This window comes from Nocardia sp. NPDC024068, assembly GCF_040638875.1.
Classification (GTDB): domain Bacteria; phylum Actinomycetota; class Actinomycetes; order Mycobacteriales; family Mycobacteriaceae; genus Nocardia.
The window spans coordinates 1-23384 of the sequence record NZ_JBEZYU010000059.1; the positions used below are offsets into that span (position 1 = coordinate 1).

Here is a 23384-nt window from a genome sequence, read left to right on the forward strand (position 1 = left end):
GTCAGCCCTCGAGACTCGTGGCTTCGCCACATGCGCTTCGAGGGCTGACAGCAGACGCGGGCCGAACCCTTTCAGGGCCTCGTAAGACTCGGCGCTGGGCGGGGTTGTTCAGGCCGGGGGTCTGCTAGTCGGCGTCGTCGTCGGCCAGGGGGGTCGGGCGGTAATAGCGGCCGTTGTAGTAGAGGAGGGGGGCGGCGGCGGGTTCTTCGGCGGTGTCGTCGTGGACCCGGACTACGCGGCCGACGACGAAGGTGTGGTCGCCGATGGGGATGAGTTGCTCGATGGTGGTGCGCAGCCACAGGGGGGTTCCGTGCAGTACCGGTTCGCCGGTTTCCAGGGCCGACCACAGGGCCCGGTCGCTGAACCGGTGCGCGGCGGTCCGTGCGAAACGCTGGGCGATATGGCGCTGATGCTCGCCCAGGAAATGGATGACCACCGAATCGGCGGCGGTGAGCGCGGTGAGACTCGAGGAGGTATCGCTGATGTTGAACGAGACGAGCGGCGGATCCAGGGACAGCGAGGCGAACGAGGTCGCGGTGAAACCGACCGGGCCGCCTCCCGAGTTCAAAGTCACAACCGTGACACCTGAGGGGTAGTGCCGCATCGAGGCACGGTACTGCTCGGCGGTGATACCGCTGAGGTCGTCGGGAATCCGGATACCGGTCTCGGGCCGTGGTGCTTCGGTCACCCAGCCGACGCTACGCCCCGGAGCGTCGCGCCCGCCCGGTCCGGTTCCACTGGCCGGACACCCGCCGCGACCGGGTTCACGCGACCTCCAGTGACAGTCCCGCGGTGATCCGCAGCAGCTCCGAGTAGCAGGTCCGGAAAACCGTGCCCGGGCTGCCGCCCGCCGCCCACAGCTCCCCGAACCGCGCCAGCGTGCTGTCCACCCAGGTCGACAGATTCGTGGGATGGCCGACCGGGGCGACACTGCCCGGCATATGTCCGGTGTATCGCATCACGAGATGTGGCGGGGCCGGGGTCAGCGGCCCATCGAGCCGAGCGCCGACCCGAGTGGGATCGACCTCGTGCGCGGCGGAAACGAGCAGGAGGATCGGTTCCTCGTCGAGCAGGAAGACCTCCGCCCGCACCAGGGCGCCGAGTTCCACCTCCAGCACACGAGCGGTATCCGCGGCACCCGTTGCCGACTCCGGCGCGGAGACGATCAGACCGTGGTGTCCGCGCGCTATCAAAGTATCCGAGACCCGGCAGGTTATCGGTGGAAGCGACCTGCGCATGGGCACAGGGTAGAGCGCTCGGCCGGGCCTCGCCGCTGTTTGCCCCACTCAGCGGCCCGGGCGCCGATCCCGGGGGCGGCTGTGCGTGCCGGTTCCGCGACCGGCCACGACCACTAGGCTGGCCGAATGACAGATTGGCAGGCTTTCACCGTCGAAACCCAGGACCACGTCGCACGGGTCACGCTCACCGGCCCCGGCAAGGGTAATGCGATGGGCCCGGATTTCTGGCGGGAACTGCCGGAGATCTTCCGCGGACTCGACACCGACCCCGAGGTCCGGGCCGTGGTCCTCACCGGATCGGGCAAGCACTTCTCCTACGGCCTCGACCTGCCCGCCATGAGCGGCACCTTCGGCCCGCTCATGGCCGACCGCGCCCTCGCCGCGCCGCGCACCGACTTCCTCGGTGAGATCCGCCGCCTCCAGGACTCGATCACCGCCGTCGCCGAATGCCGTAAACCGGTGATCGCCGCGATCTCGGGCTGGTGCATCGGCGGCGGCCTGGACCTGGTCTCGGCCGCGGATATCCGCTACGCCAGCGCGGAAGCGAAGTTCAGCCTGCGCGAGGCGAAGGTCGCGATCGTCGCCGACGTGGGCTCACTGCAACGGCTGCCCGCCATCATCGGCGAAGGCCACCTGCGGGAACTGGCCTACACGGCCAAGGACATCGACGCCGCCCGCGCGGAAAAGATCGGCCTGGTCAACGATGTCTACCCCGACCAGGAAGCGGTGCTGGAAGCCGCCCACGCCACCGCCCGCGAAATCGCCGCGAACCCGCCGCTGGTGGTCCAGGGCGTGAAAGACGTACTGGGGCAGCGAGAGGCGTCGACTGTGGCGGAGGGGTTGCGGTATGTCTCGGCCTGGAACGCGGCGTTCCTGCCGTCGGAAGACCTGACCGAGGCGATCCAGGCCGTCTTCGAGAAGCGGACGCCGGAGTACAAAGGCCGGTAGGGGCTGGGGCGAAGGTCGGCGGGGAAGCGGGCGGCCTTGGTGCGGAGGTTCGGGGCGGGCCCTCGTCGAGGAGGAGTGGCCTGAGCTCGAGGATGGGAACGTGACCTCGCTCGCCAGGGTGAGTGGTGGCTCTGCTCGCACCGGAGAGTTGACCCGGCCCGCGGCTAAGAGTCGCAACTCCTGCACGGTCGACAGCACACCGTCGGCGGTGCCGAGTTCAGCGAGGCCCTGAAAGGGTTGCGGGCCGTCCCGTGTTTCAGCGCCCGAAGCGAGGCGGCGAAGCCACGAGTCTCGGGCGCTGAAACACGGGACACAAGGGGCCCGCAACCCCGCGGCGCCGCAGGCGCCGCCAAAATTTCAGCTATTTTCCTTCAGGCGTTTGAAGGAGGCTTCGATTTCGGCTTCGGCTTCGGCGCGGCCGACCCATTCCGAACCCTTGACGTATTTGCCGGGTTCGAGGTCCTTGTAGCGCTCGAAGAAGTGTTTGATGGCGGCCAGTTCGAATTCCGGGACGTCGCCGAGGTCCTGGATATGGTCCCAGCGGGGGTCGCCGGCGGGGACGCACAGGATCTTGTCGTCGCCGCCTGCCTCGTCGGTCATCCGGTACATGGCGACCGGGCGGGCTTCGACGAGGACGCCGGGGAACACCGAATCCGGGAGCAGGATCAGGGCGTCCAGTGGATCGCCGTCTTCGCCCAGGGTGTCCTCGATATAGCCGTAGTCGGCCGGGTAGCCCATGGACGTGTACAGGTACCGGTCGAGGCGGACCCGTCCGGTCTCGTGGTCGACCTCGTATTTGTTTCGTGAACCCTTGGGGATCTCGATGGTGACGTCGAACTCCACGCCAACTCCTTCCGCTGCTCGCACGATGCGCCGTGGCCGCCGGTGAGGGCCGGCGCACCCGGTTGTTCGCCGAGAACGGTAGCGGAACACCGATAGGGTTGTCGGGGGCACATGGGTTCAGTGGGGCCCGGTGTGGAAGTAGTGCACGAGGAGACGGCGGACGACGTGGGTTTGCAGGGTGGCAGCGGTTGGGACGGTTCGGCCGGACGCCGGCGCCGGGGATTGCGCGCATGGTTGATCACCGTGGCGGTGGCCTTGGCCGGTGCGGCGGCGGTGCTGGCCGCGGTGTTGCAGCCGTGGACCCCGGAGTTCCGGCACGGCGGGCTCACCATCGCCGCGCCGCCGGAGCCGGTCCGGGTCGTCCCGGAGGTCCGGGCGGCGCCGGAGGCGGGGCCGGCGCCGAGCCCGGCGGGTTTGTCGACCGCGCTGGGGCCGGTGGCCGCGAGCGCGGATCTGGGTGGGTTCGCGGGGTCGGTGACCGATCCGGCCAGTGGTGCGGTGTTGTGGAGCGCGCGTGGCGACGAACCGCGGATCCCTTCCTCGACCGCCAAGATCATGACCACCGCGGCGGCCCTGCTGACCCTGCCCGCCGAGCAGCGGGTGCAGACGCGGGTGGTGGCGGGGGCCGCCCCGAACGAGATGGTGCTGGTGGCCGGGGGCGATCCCACGCTCACGGCGCAACCGGGCGGGGAGGGGTATTACCCGGGCGCGGCCAGTATCGCCGATCTGGCGCGCCGTATCCGCGATGCCGACACTCCGGCCGACACCGTCGTGGTGGATGTATCCGCCTATTCGGGTCCGACGATGGCGCGGGGCTGGGATCCGATCGATATCCCCGGCGGTTCGATCGCGCCGATCGAACCGGTGATGCTCGACGGCGGCCGGCTCGACCCGCCTGCCGAGTACTCGCCGCGTTCGACCACTCCCGCGCTGGATGTGGGCCGCCGGCTGGCGGTGGAGCTGGGGCTCGATCCGGCGAAGGTCCGGGTCGGTTCCGCGCCGCAGGGCACCAAACGGATCGCCGAGGTGTCCTCCGCGCCGCTGCGGGACCGGTTGCGGGACATGATGGTGTATTCGGACAACGTGCTGGCCGAAACGGTGGGGCGCGAGGTCGCGCACGCGACGGGACGGCCGATGTCGTTCGAGGGCGCCGCCGCGGCGATCGCCGCCGTGCTCGCCGAGCACGGATTCGATATGACCGGGGTGAGCATGTTCGACGCGAGCGGGCTCTCCGTGGACGACCGGATCCCGGCCCGGGTGCTGGACAAGATCCTGGCCACCGCGGCCGGACCGGGCGGGGATGCCGAGGCCACCACGACCCAGCCGCCGCCGCTGGCCCCGCCGCTGGGCTCCGGGCTGGGCGCGGGCGGCCGGGCGGAGACCGCCGAGGCCGGTGCGCCGGCGTTGTCCGCCGAACTCGTGCCGCTGCTGGATTACCTGCCGGTCGCGGGCGGAACCGGTTCGCTGAGCAGCCGCTATGTCACGCAGAACCAGGGCGGCGCCGGCTGGGTGCGCGCCAAGACCGGAACTCTGTCGGTGGCCAGTACGTTGGCTGGTTACGTACTGGATCGCGACGGCCGGGTTCTGACCTTCACGCTGATGTCGAGTGATCGTTCACCCGAGGTCAGCCGCCCCGCTCTGGACGCCGTGGCGACCACGTTGCGCAACTGTGGATGTACCTGACGGCTGGAGGGCGCATGACGATCGGACAAGGTCAGGGCGGCCCCGGCGCCCCGGTGGTGGCGGACGGCGCCGCCGGGGGATCGGACGGTGAGCGGCAGACGTTCTCGGGCACGGTGGATTGGCGCTGGGCGGCCAGAACCGGCGCCCTGCTCGTGCCCGCGGGGCCGCGTACCTCCCGGTTCGCCGCCGAGCAGGCGGTCGCCGAACTGGCCGAGGCCTCGGTACGGGCGGAGGAGCCGGTGCGTGCGGTCACCGGTCTGCTCGACGACCAGCCGGTTCCGGCGGCCCGGATCGTGGACCGGCCCGGCTGGATCTCCGCCGCGGCCGATTCGATGGGTCAGCTCACCGGTAGTTCTCCCGGGGACCAGCACGGCCCACTGACGGGCAAACCCGCCGGTGTGCAGGTGGGCGCGATGCTGGCGTTCCTGTCCACCGCGATCCTCGGCCAGTACGACCCGTTCACCGGACCCGACGGCACGCTCCTGCTGGTGGCGCCCAATATCGTCGGGGTGGAGCGGGCGCTGCGGGTATCGCCCTCGGATTTCCGGTTCTGGGTCTGCCTGCACGAGGTCTGCCACCGCGTGCAGTTCTCCGCCTCACCCTGGCTCGCCGGGTATATGCGGGAGAACGTCGAACTACTGGGTGAGATCGGCGACGAGGCGACCACCGAGATGCTGGCCCGGCTGGTGGCCGAGCTGCGGCAGCGGCGCAGCGGGACCGCTTCCGACGATCCCAACAGCCGGGGCGTGGTGGGGCTGCTGCGCGCGACTCAGCCGCCCGCCCAGCGGGCCGCGCTGGATCGGCTGCTGCTTCTCGGCACCCTGCTGGAGGGTCACGCCGATCATGTGATGGACGCCGTCGGCCCCAGTGTGGTGCCCACGGTGGAGCAGATCCGGGCGGCCTTCGATCGCCGCCGTACCCGCCCCGCGAATCCGGTGCAGCGGCTGCTGCGCGCCCTGCTCGGTATCGACGCGAAGGTGGCGCAGTACGTGCGCGGTAAGGCTTTCGTGGACGAGGTGGTCGGCACCGTCGGTATGCAGCAGTTCAACGCGATCTGGACGGACGCGGACTCGCTCCCGCGGACCGAGGAGATCGAGGAACCGCAGCGCTGGATCTCCCGCGTCCTGGGCTGACGTGCGGCCCGTGGAGCAGGCGCCGATCCGGTTACCGGAAACCGCCGCGGTGCTGGCCCTGCGGCACGCCGTCCGGCAGTGGGCCGGCCGCTACCGGCCGGGCGGTGCGGCGGTGGCCGTCGCGCTTTCCGGCGGCGCCGATTCATTGGCGCTCACCGCCGCCGCCCGCGCCGAATACGCGGTGGTACACGCCCTGGTCGTCGATCACGGATTACAGGATGGATCGGATCGGGTGGCGGCCACGGCGGCCGAGACGGCCTACGCGCTCGGGTGCTGCTCGGCACGGGTGCTGCCGGTGCGGGTCGGCGGTCCGGGCGGGATGGAGGCGGCGGCGCGCACGGCGCGCTACACCGCGCTGGAAGCCGCCCGCGGCGATATGCCGGTGCTGCTCGGCCACACCCTCGACGATCAGGCCGAAACGGTGCTGCTCGGGCTCGGCCGCGGATCGGGGGCGCGTTCGATCCAGGGGATGGCGCCCTACGACGAGCCCTGGGGGCGGCCGCTGCTGGAAATCCGGCGCGGCACCACTCGCGAGTTCTGCGCCGATCTCGGACTGACGCCCTACGAGGATCCGCATAATCTCTCCCCGGAGTTCACCCGGGTCCGGCTGCGGACGGAGGTGCTACCGCTGCTGGAGGATGTACTCGGCGGCGGCGCCGCCCTGGCCCTGGCCCGTACCGCCGGCCAGTTGCGCGAGGACAACGCCGTACTGGACGAACTCGCCGTTGAACTGCTGGGCCGGGCCGGGCCGGGCGCGGCCCTGGACTGTGCGGTGCTGGCGGCGGGGGCACCGGCTATCCGCCGCCGCGCGGTCCGTGCCTGGCTGCTGGATCAACGGGTGCCGGCGGTCACCGGCGCGCATCTGCGGCGTATCGATGAGCTGGTCGTGGCCTGGCGCGGACAGGGCGGGGTCGCGGTCGGGGGCGGCGAACGGGGGACCCGATTGGTCGTCGTTCGCGAGCATGGCAGGCTGGCACTTGCCCGCGCCGACCGGGTGAGCCGAAACCGAAGGGAAACCAGTTGACGTGTACGGGGACGATATCGCTTCGGTACTGATCACTGAGGAAGAGATCGCGGCCAAGGTCAACGAGCTGGCCGAACTGCTCGCCAAACGGTATCCGGCCGATGCGCCGGAAGGTGATCTGCTGCTGGTGGGCGTGCTCAAGGGCGCCATCTTCTTCATGACGGACCTGGCCAAGGCGCTGCCGGTGCCCACCCAGATGGAGTTCATGGCGGTTTCCTCCTACGGCTCGTCCACCTCGTCGTCCGGGGTGGTGCGCATCATGAAGGATCTGGACAAGGACATCGCCGGCCGCAATGTGCTGATCGTCGAGGACATCATCGACTCGGGCCTGACCCTGTCATGGCTGATGCGCAACCTCTCGACCCGGAACCCGGCCTCGCTGGAGGTGGTGACCCTGCTGCGTAAACCGGACGCGTTGCGCACCCAGGTGGAGGTCGCGAACGTGGGTTTCGATATCCCGAACGAATTCGTCGTCGGCTACGGCCTCGACTATGCCGAGCGGTACCGGGATCTGCCCTATATCGGCACCCTGCACCCGCGGGTATACGGCGGCGAAGTGTCCTGAAACCGGATCGGTGGACGGGCGCGAGGCGCCCGTCCACCGATGCCGGTCCTATCCGGTCAGGCGGGGATGGCGGGTGGCGCCGCGAACCCACCCGCGACGGCCCGCTGGCCGAATTCGAGGATGGTCGGGCGGGCGTCGTCGGCACGCCAGGCGACCGCGAGTTCGCAGGGCGGCATACCGGTGAGCGGACGTGCGGTCAGCCCGGGCCAGCGGTACATCGGGACATTGTTCTCCGCCAGCAGGCACAGCCCCAGCCCGAGGCCCACGGCCTCCAGCCGGTCTTCGGGGGTGGCGGCCTCGGCGCCGATCGTGGCCGGACGCCCGCTGCGGGCGTCGTTGCCGAGCCAGAAATCGCGGACCGGGCCGGCTTCGGCGGGCAAGGCGATGAAGGGCTCGTCCATCAGATCCGCGAAATCGATCATTTCCTGGTTGGCGCGGGGATGGTTCTCCGGTAGGAGCACCCAGCGGCGTTCGGTGCGGAGCACCTGCCAGCGGTACCGGTTCGGATCGGGTAGGGGGAGCCAGACGAGCGCCAGATCGGCCTGTCGCCCCGCGAGCCCGCTGGACTGGTCGGTCCAGGCGGCCGGATGCAGGGCGAGCCGATGCCCGCTGGCGCTTTCCAGGTCGTGCAGCAGGCCGCGGCCCAGCGTCGACTGCAGGCCGACGCGCAGAACCTCACCCGCTTCCTGGAGGGAGGAGTTGGTGACCTCCCAGAGTTCCAGGATCTTGCGGGCGCCGTTGAGCAGTTCCTTACCGGCAACCGTGAGCGCGACACTGCGCTGGTTGCGATCGAACAGGACCACATCGAGCTGACGTTCCAGCTGCCGGATCTGACGCGACAGGGTCGGTTGAGCGATGTGCAGCCGCTGGGCGGCGTTGGTGAAGTGCAGTTCCTCGGCGACGGCGACGAAATACCGCAGATCGCGCAAATGCGGGTCCATAGCACCTTGCTATCAGAATAGTTCCTGAATTTCCAGCCCTAATGTGTTCCGAAGGTCCGCATACAGGGCCTGAAACAGTCGGCAAGTTTGTTAGTGACAGCTTATTGGGTTGTGCGGTGATGTGCAGCATGGGTTCCGTGTCTCGCGGTCTGCGCGGCACGGGCGGGCGATACGACGTAAAATGTGCGCCGTTTGCTGTGGTAGGGCCGTTCGTGACGGATGTACCTTCACCTCGGGTGATGGGGCGGGAGGCGCTGCGGGTCGCGGTCGGCGATGCGCGCGCGGCGGGGTGTTGATCCCGACTATGCCCGTCAAGTGACATTGATCACAATAGGGTTTCGGAACGGGGCTTTTCACGTGAGCGAGCGCGCGCCACGACCCTGTCAAGGGGCCGCGACGCGCGCCATTCCGGATTCAGCTGTGCCGGACGCGGTCCTCGTAGGCCTTGCGCTGGTCGGCGTCGACATCGTCGAGGAAGGTCTGTGCCGACCCCATCGACCGGCCCAGCGCGTCACCCATCGCCTGCGGCAGCAGATTCACGAACACCGACATGGCCCCGGCCGCCCGCGTCACCCGGGCCTTCGCCTTCGGTTTGGCGATCAGCCGTACGACGGCGGCGGCGATATCTTCCGGTTCGGCCGCCGGCAGCCCCTTCGGGGCCGCCACTCCCGACCCCAGTTCGGTATTGGTCAGCGTCGGCAGCACCGACGAGACCGCCACACCGGAACCCCGGTACTCCTCGCGCAGCGTATCGGTGAAACCGAGTACCGCGTGCTTGGACGCGTTGTAGGTGGCCAGACCCGGAATATGGGTCTCCCCGGCCAGCGACGCGATATTGATGATGTGCCCGTTCCTTCGAGGCAGCATCCGGCTCAGCGCGAGCTTCGAACCCAGGATCACGCCGTAGACGTTGATATCGAGGATCCGGCGGGTGATCTGATCGGATTCGTCGACGAGGCGGCCCGTCGGCATGATCCCGGCGTTGTTGATCAGCACATCGATCGGGCCGAGCTCGCGCTCCACATCGTCGAGGAAGGTGCCGAACGACTGCGCATCGGTGACGTCGAGGCGGCCGTAGTGATCGAAATCCTGTTCGGTGCCGGATTCCTTCACGGTCTTCTCGTCGATATCGCCGATCGCGATCTTCGCGCCGAGTTTCGCCAGCGAGATCGCGGTGGCCAGGCCGATCCCACGGGCGCCGCCCGTGATGACGACGACTTTGCCCCGCAGGGATACGGTCTTGCTCATTTGTTCTCTCCCTTGAGACGGAGCAGGGCGGGAATATCGATCCGGCGCATACCGCGCGCACCGGCCGCGCGCATGGCGCCCAGCCCGATCAGGATCTTGTTCAGGTCGTACGGCATCCAGGTGAGTTCGCGTTCCTGCGTGGGCAGCATCGGCGTGGTGATCGCCTTGGCCCGGCAGTACTTTCGGACTCCGTTCGGCCCACCCCAGCGGGCTCCGACTCCGGAATCACCCCAGCCGCCCATCGGCAGCGCGAAGTTGAACAGGTTGGCGAAAATATCGTTGATATTCACCGCACCGGCGTCCAGCGCCCGCGCGATCCGCTCTCCGCGTGCCTTGTCGCCGGTCCACACCGATGCCGACAACCCGTAGACCGAATCGTTGGCCAGCCGGATCGCCTCCGCCTCGTCGGCGACCTTCATCACGGGCAGGGTCGGCCCGAAGGTCTCCTCGGTGACGCAGGACATGGTGTGGTCGACATCGACGAGCACCGTCGGCTCGAAGAAGGTGCCCTCGCCGGTGCGTTTGCCGCCGGTCAGCACTTTCGCGCCCGCGGCGACGGCTTCCTCCACATGCCGCGTGACGATCGAGACCTGGTTCTCGTTGGCCATGGCGCCCACATCGTGGCGCGGCGTGCGGTCGTCTCGGCCCTGGCGCAAGGCCTTGACGTTCGCGGTGAGTTTCGCGACGAATTCGTCGTAGACCGGGGCCTCGACGTAGACCCGTTCCACCGAGATGCAGACCTGCCCGGAATTGAACATGCCGCCGAACGCGATACCGTGCGCGGCGCGATCGAGATCGGCATCGGCGAGCACGATGGCCGGATCCTTACCGCCCAGCTCGAGACTGTAGGGGATCATCCGGGCCGCGCACGCCGCGGCGATCCGGCGGCCGGTGGCGGTGGAGCCGGTGAACTGGATGTAATCGGCGTTGTCCACGACCGCCGCACCCGTCGCGCCGGCCCCGGTGACGACGGAGAGCACCGGGGGAGCGCCGATCTCGGCCCAGCCGCGGGCCAGTTCGAGTGCGGACAGCGGGGTGACCTCGGACGGTTTCAAGATCACCGCTGCCCCGGCGGCCAGCGCCGGGATCACATCGAGCAGCGGCATCGCCAGCGGGAAGTTCCACGGGGTGACGACCCCGACCACCGGATACGGCTTGAAAACCGTGGTCAGTCGTTTCACCCGCGAAAGGGGGCTGTGCGGGGAGGGGTGTTCGTCGGCCAGGAACTTCCCGGCCCGCCGCGCGTAGTAGCCGATCAGATCGCTGCCGAAGATCGGGTCGATCAGCGCGTCGACCCGCGGTTTACCGGTTTCCGATTGCAGTACATCGGCCAGATCCTCGGTGTTGTCGATGATCCAGTCCTGCAGTTTCAGCAGCCACTCTTTACGCCCGTCGGCGCCGATGGTCTCCCATTCGCGCTGGTGCTTCCGTAATTCGCCGATACGCTCGGCCACCTGCTCGGCCGAAGTGTCGGGCACAGTGCCGACGACCTCTCCGGTGGCGGGGTTGAGGACTCGGATATCCGGCGAGCCGTCGGCGTCCGGCTCGGTATCGGATCGTGCCGATTCGGTATTGGTCACTGCTGTTCTCCCACTGCGTCGTGCTCGGAACCGCTCGTGGCCGATCACAACGGATCAGCGCACCGAACCGATCGTGACACAATTCACCGGTAATTACCTCAGCATCTCAGAGATGCCCGGCCGCTGCTCCTGGACACCGCGCCCGGCCGCGGTGCCCGTTTTATCGTCGGGACTCGGTCGTCGGTGCTCAGTTGCCTTCCCGGGCCAACCGGCGCAACGGCGGCTCGGTGGGCGGGGGAACGCGGCGATCCGGTAACTCGTCCAGCAGGTTCGTGGTTGCCTCGGCGACGGCCGCGACGGCTTTGTCCACGGCGGGTTTGGTGGCCGAACTCAGACCCGACAGGCCACCGACCTTGCGCACATACTGCAGTGCGGCGGCATAGATCTCCTGCTCGGTAGCGGCGGGTTCCAGACCTCGCAAGACGGTGATGTTTCTACACATGAATGCACATTACCGCCGGAGTGGGTGCCGTGACAGGCCAAGGAACAAATGTGAAAACGCATTGACCGGGCTCGCGGCGAACCCGGGTTCTACACTCACGGTATGGCTGCTGCCGGATTGCCCACGCCGACCCCATTCCCCTATCCGGAGCTCGACAAGCGCGAGGAAGACCACTGGTCCGGCGCGCAGATCGACGACGACCGCCTGCGGGCGCTGTCGCTGGGTGCCTTCTACTCGGCGCGCTGGGATGCTTTCCACGACGCCCTGCTGCTCGGCCCGGAACGCGACCACCCCCTCGGCGATCGGCGAGAGCTGGCCATCGACACTCTGACCGGGGCGTGGGGGATCACCGACGGCACCGAGGCCCGCGCCTCCATGGAACAGCTCCTCGAAGGTATGCACGCCCCGCTGTACGCGCTGGTTCACCCCTTGGTGACCGCCTCACTGAACGCCAGCGAACGCGACCGATTCGGCGAACGCGCCGACCGGCACCGTGCCTTCCTCCGTCAGGTCGCGTCCTTCCGCGGTATCGACAACTCCGAAACACTGGTCCGCGATTACGACATCTGGTCCCAAGCCATCAAGATCGGCTTCACCGACCACCTGTCCCGGCCCCTGCCCGCCGATATCCACGCCTGGGACCTCGCCCGCGTCGTCGCGGTGGCCCGGATGGCCTATACGGCCGGCTATATCGAAGCCGATGTCGCCTGGGACTATCTGGCCCGCGCGCTCCCGCTCGCGCAGCGCAAATACCGCAACTGGCGCCAGTTCGGCGATGCCTACCTCACCGGATGGACCTACTGGCAGGCCTGCGAGGACCTCGCCGAACTGAAAGACGGCGGTGTGGACCGCCGCCTGGAAATCCTCCGCCTCTGGCTCCGCCCGACCAGCCCCTGGCGGACTGTGAAGCTGTAATTTTGGAGCGACCCCACCGCCAAGGGTTCGGCTGTAATTTTGGAGCGGCGGAGCCGCTCCAAAATTCAGATCCCCGGGAGGGAGCGGAGGATGCCGCGGCCGTAGCGCTGGAACTGCGTGTCGTCCACCATCCCGAGGGAATGCCGTTCGACCAGCAGTTCCCATTCCGAGTACAGGTGGGCGACGCTGGGGTCGGCCTGGCCGGCCGCGCCGTCCACCGCGACCAGCCGTACCGCGAAGTTGACGGCGCAGGTCAGTCGCTCGGTATCGGCCCGGTCCAGCCCGCTGAAGGACATGGTGGTGTTGCCGTCGTGGATTTCGACGATCGGGCGGCGTTCCGGGGTGTGCCCGCGGATCATCGAGGCGGGTTCCTCGGTGGCGCGGGCTCGCATGATCATCGGGATGGGCAGTTCGTGCGTGTAGGGCTCGTCGGTGCCCAGGGAGACCAGGAGCAGCCGTTCGGTGGTCACCGTGAGCAGGCAGGGGTCGTTGTCGCCGACCGGCGGGTGTGCGATGACGTACGCCGTTTCCAGGACGTATTCGTCGCGGGAGACCAGGAGGTGCAGGTCGGCCAGGGCCGCTTCGCCGCGCCCGGTCGCCGACATCCGCCGGGTGGCGCGTTCGACATCCGCGCGGACCGGTCCGTCGGGGGTTTGTTCCGGGGCCGGCGGGGTGAGCTCGGGTGCGGCGACGTCGACCCGCTGCGCGGCCAGGATCTGGTCGTTGATGCGGGAGACGATGCCGGCGGCGGCCGGGACGTCGTGTTCGGCGATCAGGACGGGCAGCGGGGTCCGGTCGGCGGGGACGCCGACCAGTACGGGGGTCGGGTACCGCAGGTAGATCTCGATGACCACCGCGTCATCGGCTCGCCGGCTCAGCCGGACTTCGAGCAGGTCGGTGACCGCGACGTCCAGTACCGGCTCGCCGTCGGTCTCGGTTTCACCGTCGGCACCGGGGCGCAGGACGACCAATCGTCCTTCGCCGTGCCGCACGATTGCTGTGGGTGTCCGTAACTCGATTATGTCCATACCCCCTGCGCTCGGGTCGTACGTGATCACTATCGGTACAACGTGCGTGCCATGATTGTGATCACTACGAAATATCACAGTCCACGACACCGGGAACCACCGCGGTTTTCTCGACGTTTAGTTCTTGAAACTGCATCACCAGCCGAACTCCTGGCTTGCGATAGGTCAGGAAGCGCGATGTATCGACTAGACGGTACGCGGTAACGTGGCATGTCCGCATCCGAATCCGCCCAGTGGGCGATCTTGGATACGGGTTGCGCCCCCCGAGCGGACGCATCGCTAGGCAAGAACGCGGAGACGCCTGAAAGGACTGGCCGCCCGGCCGACGCTCTATGAACCGCAAGACAGTGTTTCGCACCCTGGCGATAATCGCGGGCATCCTGCTCGTGATCTATCTGTTCAGTTATTTCGGCAACGACACCCGCGGCTGGCAGAGCGTCGACACCTCGGTGGCACTCAACCAGCTGGGCGACAAGGAGAACGTCGCCAACGTTCAGATCGATGATCGTGAACAGCAGCTACGGATCGAGCTGAAGAACGGTAACGACGCCACTCAGGGCCAGAACAAGATCATCGCGAAGTACCCGGGGGGCAGTGATACCTCGGCGCAGATCTTCCAGGCCGTGCAGAATTCCGGCGCGCCGTACAACACGGTGGTCAAACAGGAGAGCTGGCTCACCCAGATCCTGCTGTTCGTCCTGCCGATGGTGATCCTGCTGGGGCTGTTCATCTTCGTGATGTCGCGGATGCAGGGCGGCGGTCGCGGCGGCATGATGGGCTTCGGTAAATCCAAGGCCAAACAGCTGTCGAAGGATATGCCGAAGACGACCTTCGCGGATGTGGCGGGCGCCGACGAGGCCGTGGAAGAGCTGTACGAGATCAAGGATTTCCTGCAGAACCCGGTCCGCTACCAGGCGTTGGGCGCGAAGATCCCCAAGGGTGTGCTGCTCTACGGCCCGCCCGGTACCGGTAAGACGCTGCTGGCCCGCGCGGTGGCCGGTGAGGCCGGGGTGCCCTTCTTCACCATCTCCGGGTCCGATTTCGTGGAGATGTTCGTCGGTGTCGGCGCCTCCCGCGTGCGCGATCTGTTCGAGCAGGCCAAACAGAACAGCCCGTGCATCATCTTCGTCGACGAGATCGACGCGGTCGGCCGCCAGCGCGGCGCCGGGCTCGGCGGCGGCCACGACGAGCGCGAGCAGACGCTGAACCAGCTGCTGGTGGAGATGGACGGGTTCGGCGATCGCACCGGAATCATCCTGATCGCCGCCACCAACCGCCCCGATATCCTCGATCCGGCCCTGCTGCGGCCCGGCCGGTTCGATCGCCAGATCCCGGTGAGCAATCCCGACCTGGCCGGTCGCCGGTCGATTCTGCGGGTGCATTCGCAGGGCAAGCCGATCGCGCCGGAAGCGGATCTGGAGGGGCTGGCCAAGCGCACGGTCGGTATGTCCGGCGCCGATCTGGCGAATGTGATCAACGAGGCCGCGCTGCTCACGGCGCGCGAGAACGGCTCGACCATCACCAGTGATGCGCTCGAGGAGTCGGTGGACCGGGTGATCGGTGGCCCGCGCCGCAAGAGTCGCATCATCAGCGAACACGAGAAGAAGATCACCGCCTACCACGAGGGCGGTCACGCCCTCGCGGCCTGGGCGATGCCCGATATCGAACCGGTCTACAAGGTGACCATCCTGGCCCGCGGGCGCACCGGCGGGCACGCGATGACGGTCCCCGAGGACGACAAGGGTCTGATGACCCGTTCGGAGATGATCGCCCGGCTGGTGATGGCGATGGGTGGCCGCGCGGCCGAGGAGCTGGTTTTCCACGAGCCCACCACCGGTGCCTCCTCCGATATCGACCAGGCCACCAAGATCTCGCGCGCGATGGTCACCGAGTACGGCATGAGCGCCCGGCTGGGAGCCGTCCGGTACGGCCAGGAGCAGGGCGATCCGTTCCTCGGGCGGTCCATGGGCACCGCGTCCGACTATTCGCACGAAGTGGCCGGCGCCATCGACGAGGAGGTGCGCAACCTCATCGAGGCCGCGCATACCGAGGCGTGGGCGATCCTCAGCGACTACCGCGATGTGCTCGACGATCTGGCCATGGCCCTGCTGGAACGCGAAACCCTGCATCGTAAAGATCTGGAGACCATCCTCAGCGCCGTGCAGAAGCGGCCCAGGATCACCGCGTTCAACGATTTCGGTGACCGCGTGCCCTCGGACAAACCGCCGGTGAAGACGCCGGGTGAACTGGCCGTCGAACGGGGCGAGCCGTGGCCGCCCGAGCCGCCCGTACCGGCCGGCGCCCCGCGCGATCCGGCCCCGGCGGGCAGTCTGCCGCAGCCCGCCGGCTATCCCGGAGGTGTCGCGCAGCCGGGTTACGGACATCCGCCCGCCGGCTATCCGGCCCCGCAACCGCCGGCGCCCGCGTACCCGCGTGGCACCACCCACGGGTCCCGCCCGGATTACGGCGCTCCCGCGGGCTGGTCGGCGCCCGGCTGGCCGCCGCGCGATGAACCGCAGGCCCCACCCGCCGAGCGCGACTACGGGTCGCCGGGTTCGGAGCAGCAGTGGCGCGGCCGGCAGCCCGAACAGAACGCGGGCGGCCGCGGGAACGAAGGCGCGGGATCGTCGCCCAACGGCGGCCAGGGCGAATCGGGCTACGGCCAGGGCGAGGACCCCGGACGTGGCGGGCCGCACTCATGGGACGGCCCGAACGGCCGGCAGTAGATCGGCGCCGATTACGCTCGGACTGAATCGGCGCACGGTGTGTCTTGCCGTGCCCGAGATGTGGAGGTGTCCTCGAATGTCGGCCAATCAGCAAACCAACGGCCATACCGCTGGTATCCCCGCGGAACTGGGAGAAACCGGCGGTCCCGCACCCGAGCTCATCGCCCTGCATACCGGTAGACCGTTCGATCAGGCCCGGGCCGAGGCGGCGGTCCGGGAACTGCTGCTCGCGGTAGGGGAGAACCCGGACCGGCAGGGTCTGATGGATACCCCGGCCCGGGTCGCCCGCGCCTACCGGGAGATGTTCGCCGGCCTGTACGTGGAACCGGACGCGGTGCTGAACACCACGTTCGACGAAGAGCATCAGGAACTGGTGCTGGTTCGCGATATCCCGATGTACTCGACCTGCGAACATCATCTGGTGTCGTTCCACGGTGTGGCCCATGTCGGCTACATTCCCGGCCCGCACGGCCGGGTGACCGGTCTGTCGAAACTCGCCCGCCTGGTGGACCTGTACGCCAAACGGCCGCAGGTCCAGGAGCGGCTGACCAGCCAGATCGCCGACGCCGTGATGCGCAAACTGGATCCGCGCGGCGCGATCGTCGTGGTGGAGGCCGAGCATCTGTGCATGGCGATGCGCGGAATCCGCAAACCCGGCGCCAGTACCACCACCTCGGCGGTGCGCGGTCTGCTGCAGACCAACTCGGCTTCCCGTTCGGAGGCCCTCGACCTGATCCTGCGCAAGTGACCCCTCCGCGACCGGCCGTAGCCGTGCCCACGCTCACCGGGGTCCTGCCCCGGCCGGGAGTCCGGCCGCGACCCGGCCGCTCCTGCGTGGTGATGGGTGTGGTGAACGTCACGAGCGATTCGTTCTCCGACGGCGGGCGCTATCTGGATCCGCAACGCGCCGTCGAGCACGGTGTCCGGCTCTACGAATCGGGGGCCGACATCATCGATGTGGGCGGTGAGTCCACCCGGCCCGGTGCGGTGCGCGTCGCCGCGGAAACCGAGATCGAACGGGTGATCCCGGTGATCACCGGACTGACCGCCGCCGGTGTGCCCACCAGCGTCGATACGATGCGCGCCGCGGTCGCCGACGCCGCCATCGCGGCCGGGGTGGCGGTGGTCAACGATGTCTCCGGGGGTCGTGCGGACCCGGCCATGGCCGAAGTGGTGGCCGCCGCGGATATCCCGTGGATTCTGATGCACTGGCGGGCCGCCGCCGATTACCGGCACACCGGGCCCGCGGACCACTACGACGATGTGGTCGCCGAGGTCCGGGCCGAACTCGGCGTGCAGGTGCAGTACGCGATCGACGCGGGTGTGGATCCCTCCCGGCTGATCCTGGATCCCGGATTGGGTTTCGCGAAGTCCGCCGATCACAACTGGGCGTTGCTCGCCGCTCTGGACCGGTTCGTCGCCGACGGTTTCCCGGTGCTGGTGGGCGCCTCGCGCAAACGATTCCTGGGATCGCTGCTGGCCGATACCGACAACCCGCGCCCGCCGGCCGGGCGGGATACCGCCACCGCGACCGTCTCGTCGCTGGCCGCCTGGCACGGGGCGTGGGGGGTCCGGGTGCACGACGTGCTGGGTTCCCAGGACGCCATCGCGGTCGCCGACGCCTGGCGCCGGGCGCAGCGCGGGGGAGGCCCCCGGTGAGCACCCCGCCGCCCGCCCCGGACCGGATCGAATTGCGTGGGCTGCGAGTGTTCGGACATCACGGAGTCTTCGAGCACGAACGCCGCGACGGACAGGAATTCCTGGTGGACCTGACCGTCTGGACCGATATTTCGGCCGCCGCGGCCACCGACGATCTCGCCCATACCGTCGACTACGGGGCGCTGGCCGAACTCGCCGTGCGAATCGTGCAGGGCCCGCCGCGCGATCTGATCGAGACGGTCGCCGCCGAGATCGCCGACCGCGTCCGCGAAGTGCCCGGCGTCGTGGATGTCGAGGTGGTCCTGCACAAACCGGGCGCGCCCATCCCGCATCGGTTCGCCGACGTACGAGTGGTCACGGCGGGCCACCGGAACCGGGATCGGGCATGACCCGCGCCGTGTTGTCCATCGGCTCCAATATGGGAGACCGCCTGGAGTTGCTGCGCGGCGTGGTCACCGGTTTCGGCGCCCGGGTCCGCGCGGTTTCGCCGGTATACAGCACCGCGCCCTGGGGCGGGGTCGAGCAGGAGGATTTCCTCAACGCCGTCCTGGTCGCCGAGGACCCCGCCTACGGCTGCCACGACTGGTTGTGGCACGGTCAGCGGCTCGAACAGGCGGCCGGACGGGAGCGGACGGTGCGCTGGGGCGCCCGCACTCTCGATGTGGACGTCGTCTGGTGCGCCGAACCGGCCGACGGCGGACTGCGGCCCTGCCGGATCGACGATGCCGACCTCACCCTGCCGCATCCGCAGGCGCACAATCGTGCCTTCGTCCTGGTGCCGTGGCTCGAGGTGGAGCCCGATGCGTGGCTCGAGGTCGACGGCACCGGGCACCGGGTTCGTGACCTGCTCGCCGGACTGGATCCGGCCGAGACCGCGGGCGTGCGCCGAACCGGATACGAGTTGATTCCCGCCGCGGGAGCGGCGCCATGACCCTCACCGCCGCGGGAGCGGCGCCATGACACTCGGGGACAGCGATATGAACACCAGTGGTGGTCCGGGCGGCGGGGACGACGGGGGAATGAAACTCGGCCCCACCCGTCTCCGGGAACTTCTGGCCAACGTGCTCATCGCGGCGGTGATCGCCTGGGTGGCGACGCGGCTCGCGTATTCGAGTTTCCCGCCGATCTCCACGATCGCGGGCGCGTCGCTCTATCCGGTCGCGGCGTTGGAGGTCGCCCTCGGGTTCTATATCCGCAGCCGGGTGAGCAACAGTCAGATCGGCGCAGACGGGAGGCAGCTGCATCCGATCACCGTCGCCCGGGCGCTGGCGCTTGCGAAGGCGTCGGCGCAGGTCGGTTCGCTGGTCACCGGCGTCTGGCTGGGCTTTCTGCTGTGGGTTTTCCCGCAGCGCGGCGATCTGCGGGCCGCCGACGCGGACTACCCGGGCGCGCTGATCGGATGCGGTGCCGGAATCGCGCTGGTCCTGGCCGCGCTCTGGCTCGAGTACAGCTGCCGGGCCCCCGACGACCCCACCGACCCGGCACCGTCGTAGCGCCCGGTCGTGGTGATCGATCACGCCCATTCTGACCTGGGCGTGGCCCCGTATCACGGCTACTCTTGCGGTCATGGTTTCACCGTCCCGCAGTAGTACTTCCGCGCGAGGCCGGGAAGATGCGGGCAGTCTCTTCCTCGGCGCATTGGTTCTACTAGGACTGGTGGCCAGCGGTTTTCTGGTTCTCAGCGATAGCCTGCAGTACCTCCGGGTGGGTTTGGTGGCGGCGCTGTGGGCCGCGGTACTGGGGGCGTGGGCGGTGAGCCGGTATCAGGCGAAGGCCCGCGAGATGCGCCGGGTCTACCGGCTGGAGCTGGAACGGGAGATCAGCGCCCGGCGCGAACACGAGTTCGGCGTCGAGGCGCGGGTCCGGGCCGAGGTGGGCGCCGAGGCCACCGAGATGGCCGCGCTGCGGGCCGAGCTCGCGGTGCTGCGCCGGCAGTTGCAGCGGCTCTTCGACGGTGATCTTCCGGAGGAGCGCCCGGCCCTGCGGGCCGCCGCGGTGCGGGTGCACGAACTGCCCGGCGCCGAGGACCGGCCCGGGCAGCTGCCCGGTTGGCGTGCTCCAGACGACGGGGAACGACATGCGGTCGACGCGTGGGCCAATGCCGCGGCGAGCTGGTCGCATGCCGCGGACGGCTGGGTCGATCCCGAGCCGCAGAGCCCGGGCATCGACGACTCCGAGGTCATCGGTGACTCCGAGATCGCCGACCTCACCGAAGATTCCGGAACCGGCCCCGATACGGGCGGCGCCCGGGATCGGGACCCCGGGACCCCGGTCTACGAGACCGACCATCCGAGCCGGCCGCGCTTCGCGGGTCCCGACGATGCTCCGGTGACCGCCGAAACCGCGATCGTCCGCCTCGACCAGGAACCGCCGTGGAGCCGGTCCGCCCCGGATATGGCCGGGCCCAGCTGGGCGGATGCCTTCACCGAAGTGGACCACGCCATCGACGACCTCGATGCCTCGGACAATCCCGCCGTCTCCGACTCCGCCGTCTCCGACTCCGCCGTCTCCGACTCCGCCGTCTCCGACTCCGACGTCGCCGACGGAGAGGACGGCGAGGACGAGCGCGATGGCACGCCGATCCCGGCCCACCCCGACACCGGCCCGGCGGGCGGCTCCGAGAAGGTCCCGGCCCCGGCGGCAGCGGCCGCCGGCGACCCCGAGCCGTCGAAGGCGGATGCGGCGGCGAAGCCCCGCGAGCGTTCCGGACGTATCCCCACCCCTCGTTTCCCGCGTTCGGTGAATTCCCGGCGCCGACGGACCCAGACCGATCCGGCCGGAACGCGCAAGTTGTCGGTGGCCGAGATCATGGCGAACCTGCGCCAGGAAGAGGAGCAGCGCAGCTCCTGAAGTGCGGCGCACATCACCCGGTGCGGCATGGCGCATCGCACGGCTGCCGCCCTATCCTCGACACGTAACGTCCGGTACCCGCATGGCGGGACTGGAACGACTTCGAGAGGACACTGTTGACCTCGCCACGCGTGACTCCTGGCAACCCGGCCGCGAGTGGTGATCCAGCGCCCGCACGACTGACGGTAGGAATCGTCTCGGCGGGACGCGTGGGATCGGCACTCGGCGCCGCGCTCGAGCGCGCCGGACATGTGGTGTTCGGCGTCGCCGCGATTTCCGACGCCTCCGTGCGCCGCGCGCAGTCCCGGCTGCCCGAATCCCGGATCCTGCCCGTCGAAGAGGTCGCCGCCCGCAGCGAACTACTGATCCTGGCGGTGCCGGACGCCGAGCTGGACGGCCTGGTACGTGGTCTGGCCGGCGCGGGCAAGGTCCGGCCCGGCACGATCGTCGCCCATACCTCCGGCGCCAACGGCATCGGTGTGCTCGCCCCGCTGCGCGAAGCCGGGGCGCTGCCGCTGGCCCTGCATCCCGCCATGACCTTCACCGGTCACGACGAAGATCTCTCGCGCCTGGCCAATTCCTGTTTCGGGATCACCGCGGCCGATGAGATCGGATACGCGATCGCGCAATCCCTGGTCATAGAGATGGGCGGGGAACCGGTGCGGGTCGCCGAAGAGCACCGCACGCTGTATCACGCCGCCCTCGCGCACGGCAGCAATCATCTGGTGACGCTGATCCTCGACGCCGTGGAAGCGTTGCGCGCGGCCTTGGCGGGGCCCGGTCTGCTGGGTCAGCAGACCATCGACGATCAGCCGAACGGCCTGCCGGAACGCCTGCTGGCGCCGCTGGCCTCGGCGGCGCTGGACAATGCCCTGCGCCGTGGCCAGTCCGCCCTGACAGGGCCGGTGGCCCGCGGCGATACCGCGGCCGTCGCCGCGCATCTGGACGCACTCGCCGCGGCCGACCCCCAGATCGCCGCCGGATATCGCGCGCTGTCGCGGCGCACCGCCGAACGGGCGCAGGCCCCCGCCGAACTTCGCCAACTGCTGGAGGAACACCGATGAGGCGATACTTCCGCCAACGCTTCGGCCTGCGCGGACCGCATCAACCGGTGACGAGGGAGGCGTCATGACGGATTCCACCCTGCGCGGCGCATACCGTGCCGGCGAACTGACCGTGCAGCACGATCCCGTCGTCATCGGCAAGGTCGTACGGGCGCTGCGCGGCGCCGGTCGTACCGTCGGCCTGGTGCCCACCATGGGCGCGCTGCACGAGGGTCACCTGGAACTGGTCCGCCGGGCCAAGCGCACGAACCAGGTCGTGGTGGTGTCCATCTTCGTCAACCCGCTGCAGTTCGGCGCGGGTGAAGATCTGGACAGCTATCCGCGCACCCTGGACGCCGATGTCGAACTGCTGCGCGGCGAAGGCGTCGGGCTGGTGTTCGCCCCCAGCGCGGCCGAGATGTATCCCGACGGCCCCCGCACCACCGTGCACCCCGGGCCCGCCGGCGCCGACCTGGAAGGTGCGTCCCGGCCGACCCATTTCGCCGGCATGCTCACCGTGGTCGCCAAACTCCTGCAGATCGTGCGTCCGGACGAGGCGTTCTTCGGCGAGAAGGACTACCAGCAGCTGGCGCTCATCCGGCAGATGGTCCGCGATCTGAATTTCGACGCGAAGATCGTGGCGGTGCCGACCGTTCGTGAAGCCGACGGCCTGGCGATGTCCTCCCGCAATCGCTACCTCGCGCCCGCTCAGCGCGAACTCGCCACCACGCTGTCCGCCGCCCTGCTGGCCGGCGCCCGGGCCGGCGCCGACGGTGCGGAAGCCGTACTCACCGCCGCCCGTGCGGTGCTGGCCGCCGCCCCCGAGATCGAACCCGACTACCTCGAACTTCGCGCCGCGGATCTGGGCCCCGCACCGGAGACCGGTAACGCCCGGCTCCTCATCGCGGCCCGGGTCGGCAGTACCCGGCTGATCGACAACGCCGCCGTCCGGCTCGGTGTGGAGTTGGACGGTCACCCCGATGCAGGCACCGCCGGAGACACATTTTCTCTCCGCGGGAGTGAAGACCTGGGGTCAACAGGGCCCCGACCCGCGGCGTCGCAGACGCCGCAATCAACACAGGAGGCACGGTGATGTTGCGCACCATGATGAAGTCGAAGATCCACCGGGCCACCGTGACCCATGCCGATCTGCACTACGTCGGTTCCGTCACGGTGGACCAGGATCTGCTCGACGCGGCCGATCTGCTCGAGGGTGAGCAGGTCTGCATCGTCGATATCGACAACGGTGCCCGGCTCGAGACCTACGTGATCGCCGGTGAGCGCGGTTCCGGGGTGATCGGTATCAACGGCGCCGCCGCCCACCTTGTGAACCCCGGTGACCTGGTGATTCTCATCGCCTACGGAATGATGGACGAGGCCGAGCTGCGGAACTACGACCCGAAGGTGGTCTTCGTGGATTCCCGTAACCGGGCGGTGGAGCTCGGTTCGGATCCGGCGCATGCTCCGGAGGGGTCCGATCTGATCAGCCCCCGCAACCTGTCCCTGGTCTGAGCGCCG

At 68.9% G+C, this 23384-nt stretch carries 24 protein-coding genes; 16 read left to right on the forward strand and 8 right to left on the reverse strand.

Going from position 1 to position 23384, the window contains the following annotated elements:
• Nucleotides 1-124: 124 nt before the first annotated feature.
• Together AB0F41_RS27260 and AB0F41_RS27265 are read right to left on the reverse strand one after the other, a co-directional pair.
• A complete protein-coding gene (locus AB0F41_RS27260; RefSeq protein WP_357428631.1) occupies nucleotides 125-688 on the reverse strand; it encodes a flavin reductase family protein in 564 nt (187 codons plus the stop codon).
• 76 nt (nucleotides 689-764) lie between these two features.
• A complete protein-coding gene (locus AB0F41_RS27265; protein ID WP_357428633.1) occupies nucleotides 765-1238 on the reverse strand; it encodes a YbaK/EbsC family protein in 474 nt (157 codons plus the stop codon).
• Nucleotides 1239-1364: 126 nt separating this feature from the next.
• Between AB0F41_RS27265 and AB0F41_RS27270 the strand changes: the two genes are divergently transcribed.
• Nucleotides 1365-2186: a crotonase/enoyl-CoA hydratase family protein gene (locus AB0F41_RS27270; RefSeq protein ID WP_357428635.1), complete on the forward strand. Its 822-nt coding sequence runs from the start codon at nucleotides 1365-1367 to the stop codon at nucleotides 2184-2186.
• 357 nt (nucleotides 2187-2543) lie between these two features.
• Here the strand turns inward: AB0F41_RS27270 and AB0F41_RS27275 are convergent, their stop codons facing one another.
• Nucleotides 2544-3029, reverse strand: a complete 486-nt coding sequence (locus tag AB0F41_RS27275) for an inorganic diphosphatase (protein ID WP_357428637.1) — start codon at nucleotides 3027-3029, stop codon at nucleotides 2544-2546.
• A gap of 111 nt (nucleotides 3030-3140) precedes the next feature.
• Between AB0F41_RS27275 and AB0F41_RS27280 the strand changes: the two genes are divergently transcribed.
• The 4 genes from AB0F41_RS27280 to hpt are packed head-to-tail and all read left to right on the forward strand — an operon-like array spanning nucleotide 3141 to nucleotide 7434.
• A complete protein-coding gene (locus AB0F41_RS27280) occupies nucleotides 3141-4712 on the forward strand; it encodes a D-alanyl-D-alanine carboxypeptidase (protein ID WP_357428639.1) in 1572 nt (523 codons plus the stop codon).
• A 14-nt stretch (nucleotides 4713-4726) separates the two neighbouring features.
• On the forward strand, nucleotides 4727-5845 hold the full coding sequence (locus tag AB0F41_RS27285; protein WP_357428641.1) for a zinc-dependent metalloprotease: 1119 nt from the start codon (nucleotides 4727-4729) through the stop codon (nucleotides 5843-5845).
• Between the two features lie 25 nt (nucleotides 5846-5870).
• Complete coding sequence (tilS, locus tag AB0F41_RS27290) at nucleotides 5871-6869, forward strand: tRNA lysidine(34) synthetase TilS (RefSeq protein ID WP_357428680.1); 999 nt, start codon at nucleotides 5871-5873, stop codon at nucleotides 6867-6869.
• 1 nt (nucleotide 6870) lies between these two features.
• Nucleotides 6871-7434, forward strand: coding sequence for a hypoxanthine phosphoribosyltransferase (hpt, locus tag AB0F41_RS27295; RefSeq protein WP_357428643.1), 564 nt, complete (start codon nucleotides 6871-6873; stop codon nucleotides 7432-7434).
• Nucleotides 7435-7490: 56 nt separating this feature from the next.
• Here the strand turns inward: hpt and AB0F41_RS27300 are convergent, their stop codons facing one another.
• From AB0F41_RS27300 to AB0F41_RS27315, 4 genes are all read right to left on the reverse strand, one after another.
• Complete coding sequence (locus tag AB0F41_RS27300) at nucleotides 7491-8375, reverse strand: LysR substrate-binding domain-containing protein (protein WP_357428645.1); 885 nt, start codon at nucleotides 8373-8375, stop codon at nucleotides 7491-7493.
• Between the two features lie 414 nt (nucleotides 8376-8789).
• Nucleotides 8790-9623, reverse strand: a complete 834-nt coding sequence (locus AB0F41_RS27305) for an SDR family oxidoreductase (RefSeq protein WP_357428647.1) — start codon at nucleotides 9621-9623, stop codon at nucleotides 8790-8792.
• A complete protein-coding gene (locus AB0F41_RS27310; RefSeq protein WP_357428649.1) occupies nucleotides 9620-11203 on the reverse strand; it encodes an aldehyde dehydrogenase family protein in 1584 nt (527 codons plus the stop codon). Before AB0F41_RS27310 ends, AB0F41_RS27305 begins: the two co-directional genes overlap by 4 nt.
• Nucleotides 11204-11390: 187 nt before the next feature.
• A complete protein-coding gene (locus AB0F41_RS27315; RefSeq protein ID WP_357428651.1) occupies nucleotides 11391-11645 on the reverse strand; it encodes a DUF2277 domain-containing protein in 255 nt (84 codons plus the stop codon).
• Between the two features lie 102 nt (nucleotides 11646-11747).
• Between AB0F41_RS27315 and AB0F41_RS27320 the strand changes: the two genes are divergently transcribed.
• A complete protein-coding gene (locus tag AB0F41_RS27320) occupies nucleotides 11748-12560 on the forward strand; it encodes a DUF1266 domain-containing protein (protein WP_357428653.1) in 813 nt (270 codons plus the stop codon).
• Nucleotides 12561-12625: 65 nt separating this feature from the next.
• Here the strand turns inward: AB0F41_RS27320 and AB0F41_RS27325 are convergent, their stop codons facing one another.
• Nucleotides 12626-13588, reverse strand: a complete 963-nt coding sequence (locus AB0F41_RS27325) for a hypothetical protein (protein ID WP_357428655.1) — start codon at nucleotides 13586-13588, stop codon at nucleotides 12626-12628.
• Nucleotides 13589-13920: 332 nt separating this feature from the next.
• Here AB0F41_RS27325 and ftsH point away from each other — a divergent pair, with 332 nt between their 5' ends.
• The 10 genes from ftsH to panD all read left to right on the forward strand — a co-directional run bounded on the left by ftsH (nucleotide 13921) and on the right by panD (nucleotide 23378).
• The gene (gene ftsH, locus AB0F41_RS27330; RefSeq protein WP_357428658.1) at nucleotides 13921-16314 is read left to right on the forward strand and encodes an ATP-dependent zinc metalloprotease FtsH; all 2394 of its coding nucleotides are present in this window, start codon (nucleotides 13921-13923) and stop codon (nucleotides 16312-16314) included.
• Between the two features lie 76 nt (nucleotides 16315-16390).
• On the forward strand, nucleotides 16391-17062 hold the full coding sequence (folE, locus tag AB0F41_RS27335) for a GTP cyclohydrolase I FolE (protein ID WP_357428660.1): 672 nt from the start codon (nucleotides 16391-16393) through the stop codon (nucleotides 17060-17062).
• A 92-nt stretch (nucleotides 17063-17154) separates the two neighbouring features.
• Complete coding sequence (gene folP, locus AB0F41_RS27340; protein ID WP_357428682.1) at nucleotides 17155-17973, forward strand: dihydropteroate synthase; 819 nt, start codon at nucleotides 17155-17157, stop codon at nucleotides 17971-17973.
• Nucleotides 17970-18362: a dihydroneopterin aldolase gene (folB, locus tag AB0F41_RS27345; RefSeq protein WP_357428662.1), complete on the forward strand. Its 393-nt coding sequence runs from the start codon at nucleotides 17970-17972 to the stop codon at nucleotides 18360-18362. The genes folP and folB overlap by 4 nt, the downstream gene beginning before the upstream one ends.
• Nucleotides 18359-18904, forward strand: a complete 546-nt coding sequence (gene folK / locus AB0F41_RS27350) for a 2-amino-4-hydroxy-6-hydroxymethyldihydropteridine diphosphokinase (protein WP_357428664.1) — start codon at nucleotides 18359-18361, stop codon at nucleotides 18902-18904. The genes folB and folK overlap by 4 nt, the downstream gene beginning before the upstream one ends.
• A gap of 88 nt (nucleotides 18905-18992) precedes the next feature.
• Nucleotides 18993-19466, forward strand: coding sequence for a DUF3180 domain-containing protein (locus AB0F41_RS27355; RefSeq protein WP_357428684.1), 474 nt, complete (start codon nucleotides 18993-18995; stop codon nucleotides 19464-19466).
• A 73-nt stretch (nucleotides 19467-19539) separates the two neighbouring features.
• Nucleotides 19540-20823 (forward strand): DUF6779 domain-containing protein, encoded by a 1284-nt coding sequence (locus AB0F41_RS27360; RefSeq protein WP_357428666.1) that lies wholly within the window; start codon nucleotides 19540-19542, stop codon nucleotides 20821-20823.
• A 131-nt stretch (nucleotides 20824-20954) separates the two neighbouring features.
• A complete protein-coding gene (locus AB0F41_RS27365) occupies nucleotides 20955-21887 on the forward strand; it encodes a DUF2520 domain-containing protein (RefSeq protein WP_357428686.1) in 933 nt (310 codons plus the stop codon).
• Between the two features lie 64 nt (nucleotides 21888-21951).
• Nucleotides 21952-22959, forward strand: coding sequence for a pantoate--beta-alanine ligase (gene panC / locus AB0F41_RS27370; RefSeq protein WP_357428668.1), 1008 nt, complete (start codon nucleotides 21952-21954; stop codon nucleotides 22957-22959).
• Complete coding sequence (gene panD / locus AB0F41_RS27375; protein WP_357428688.1) at nucleotides 22959-23378, forward strand: aspartate 1-decarboxylase; 420 nt, start codon at nucleotides 22959-22961, stop codon at nucleotides 23376-23378. Before panC ends, panD begins: the two co-directional genes overlap by 1 nt.
• Nucleotides 23379-23384: the final 6 nt, after the last annotated feature.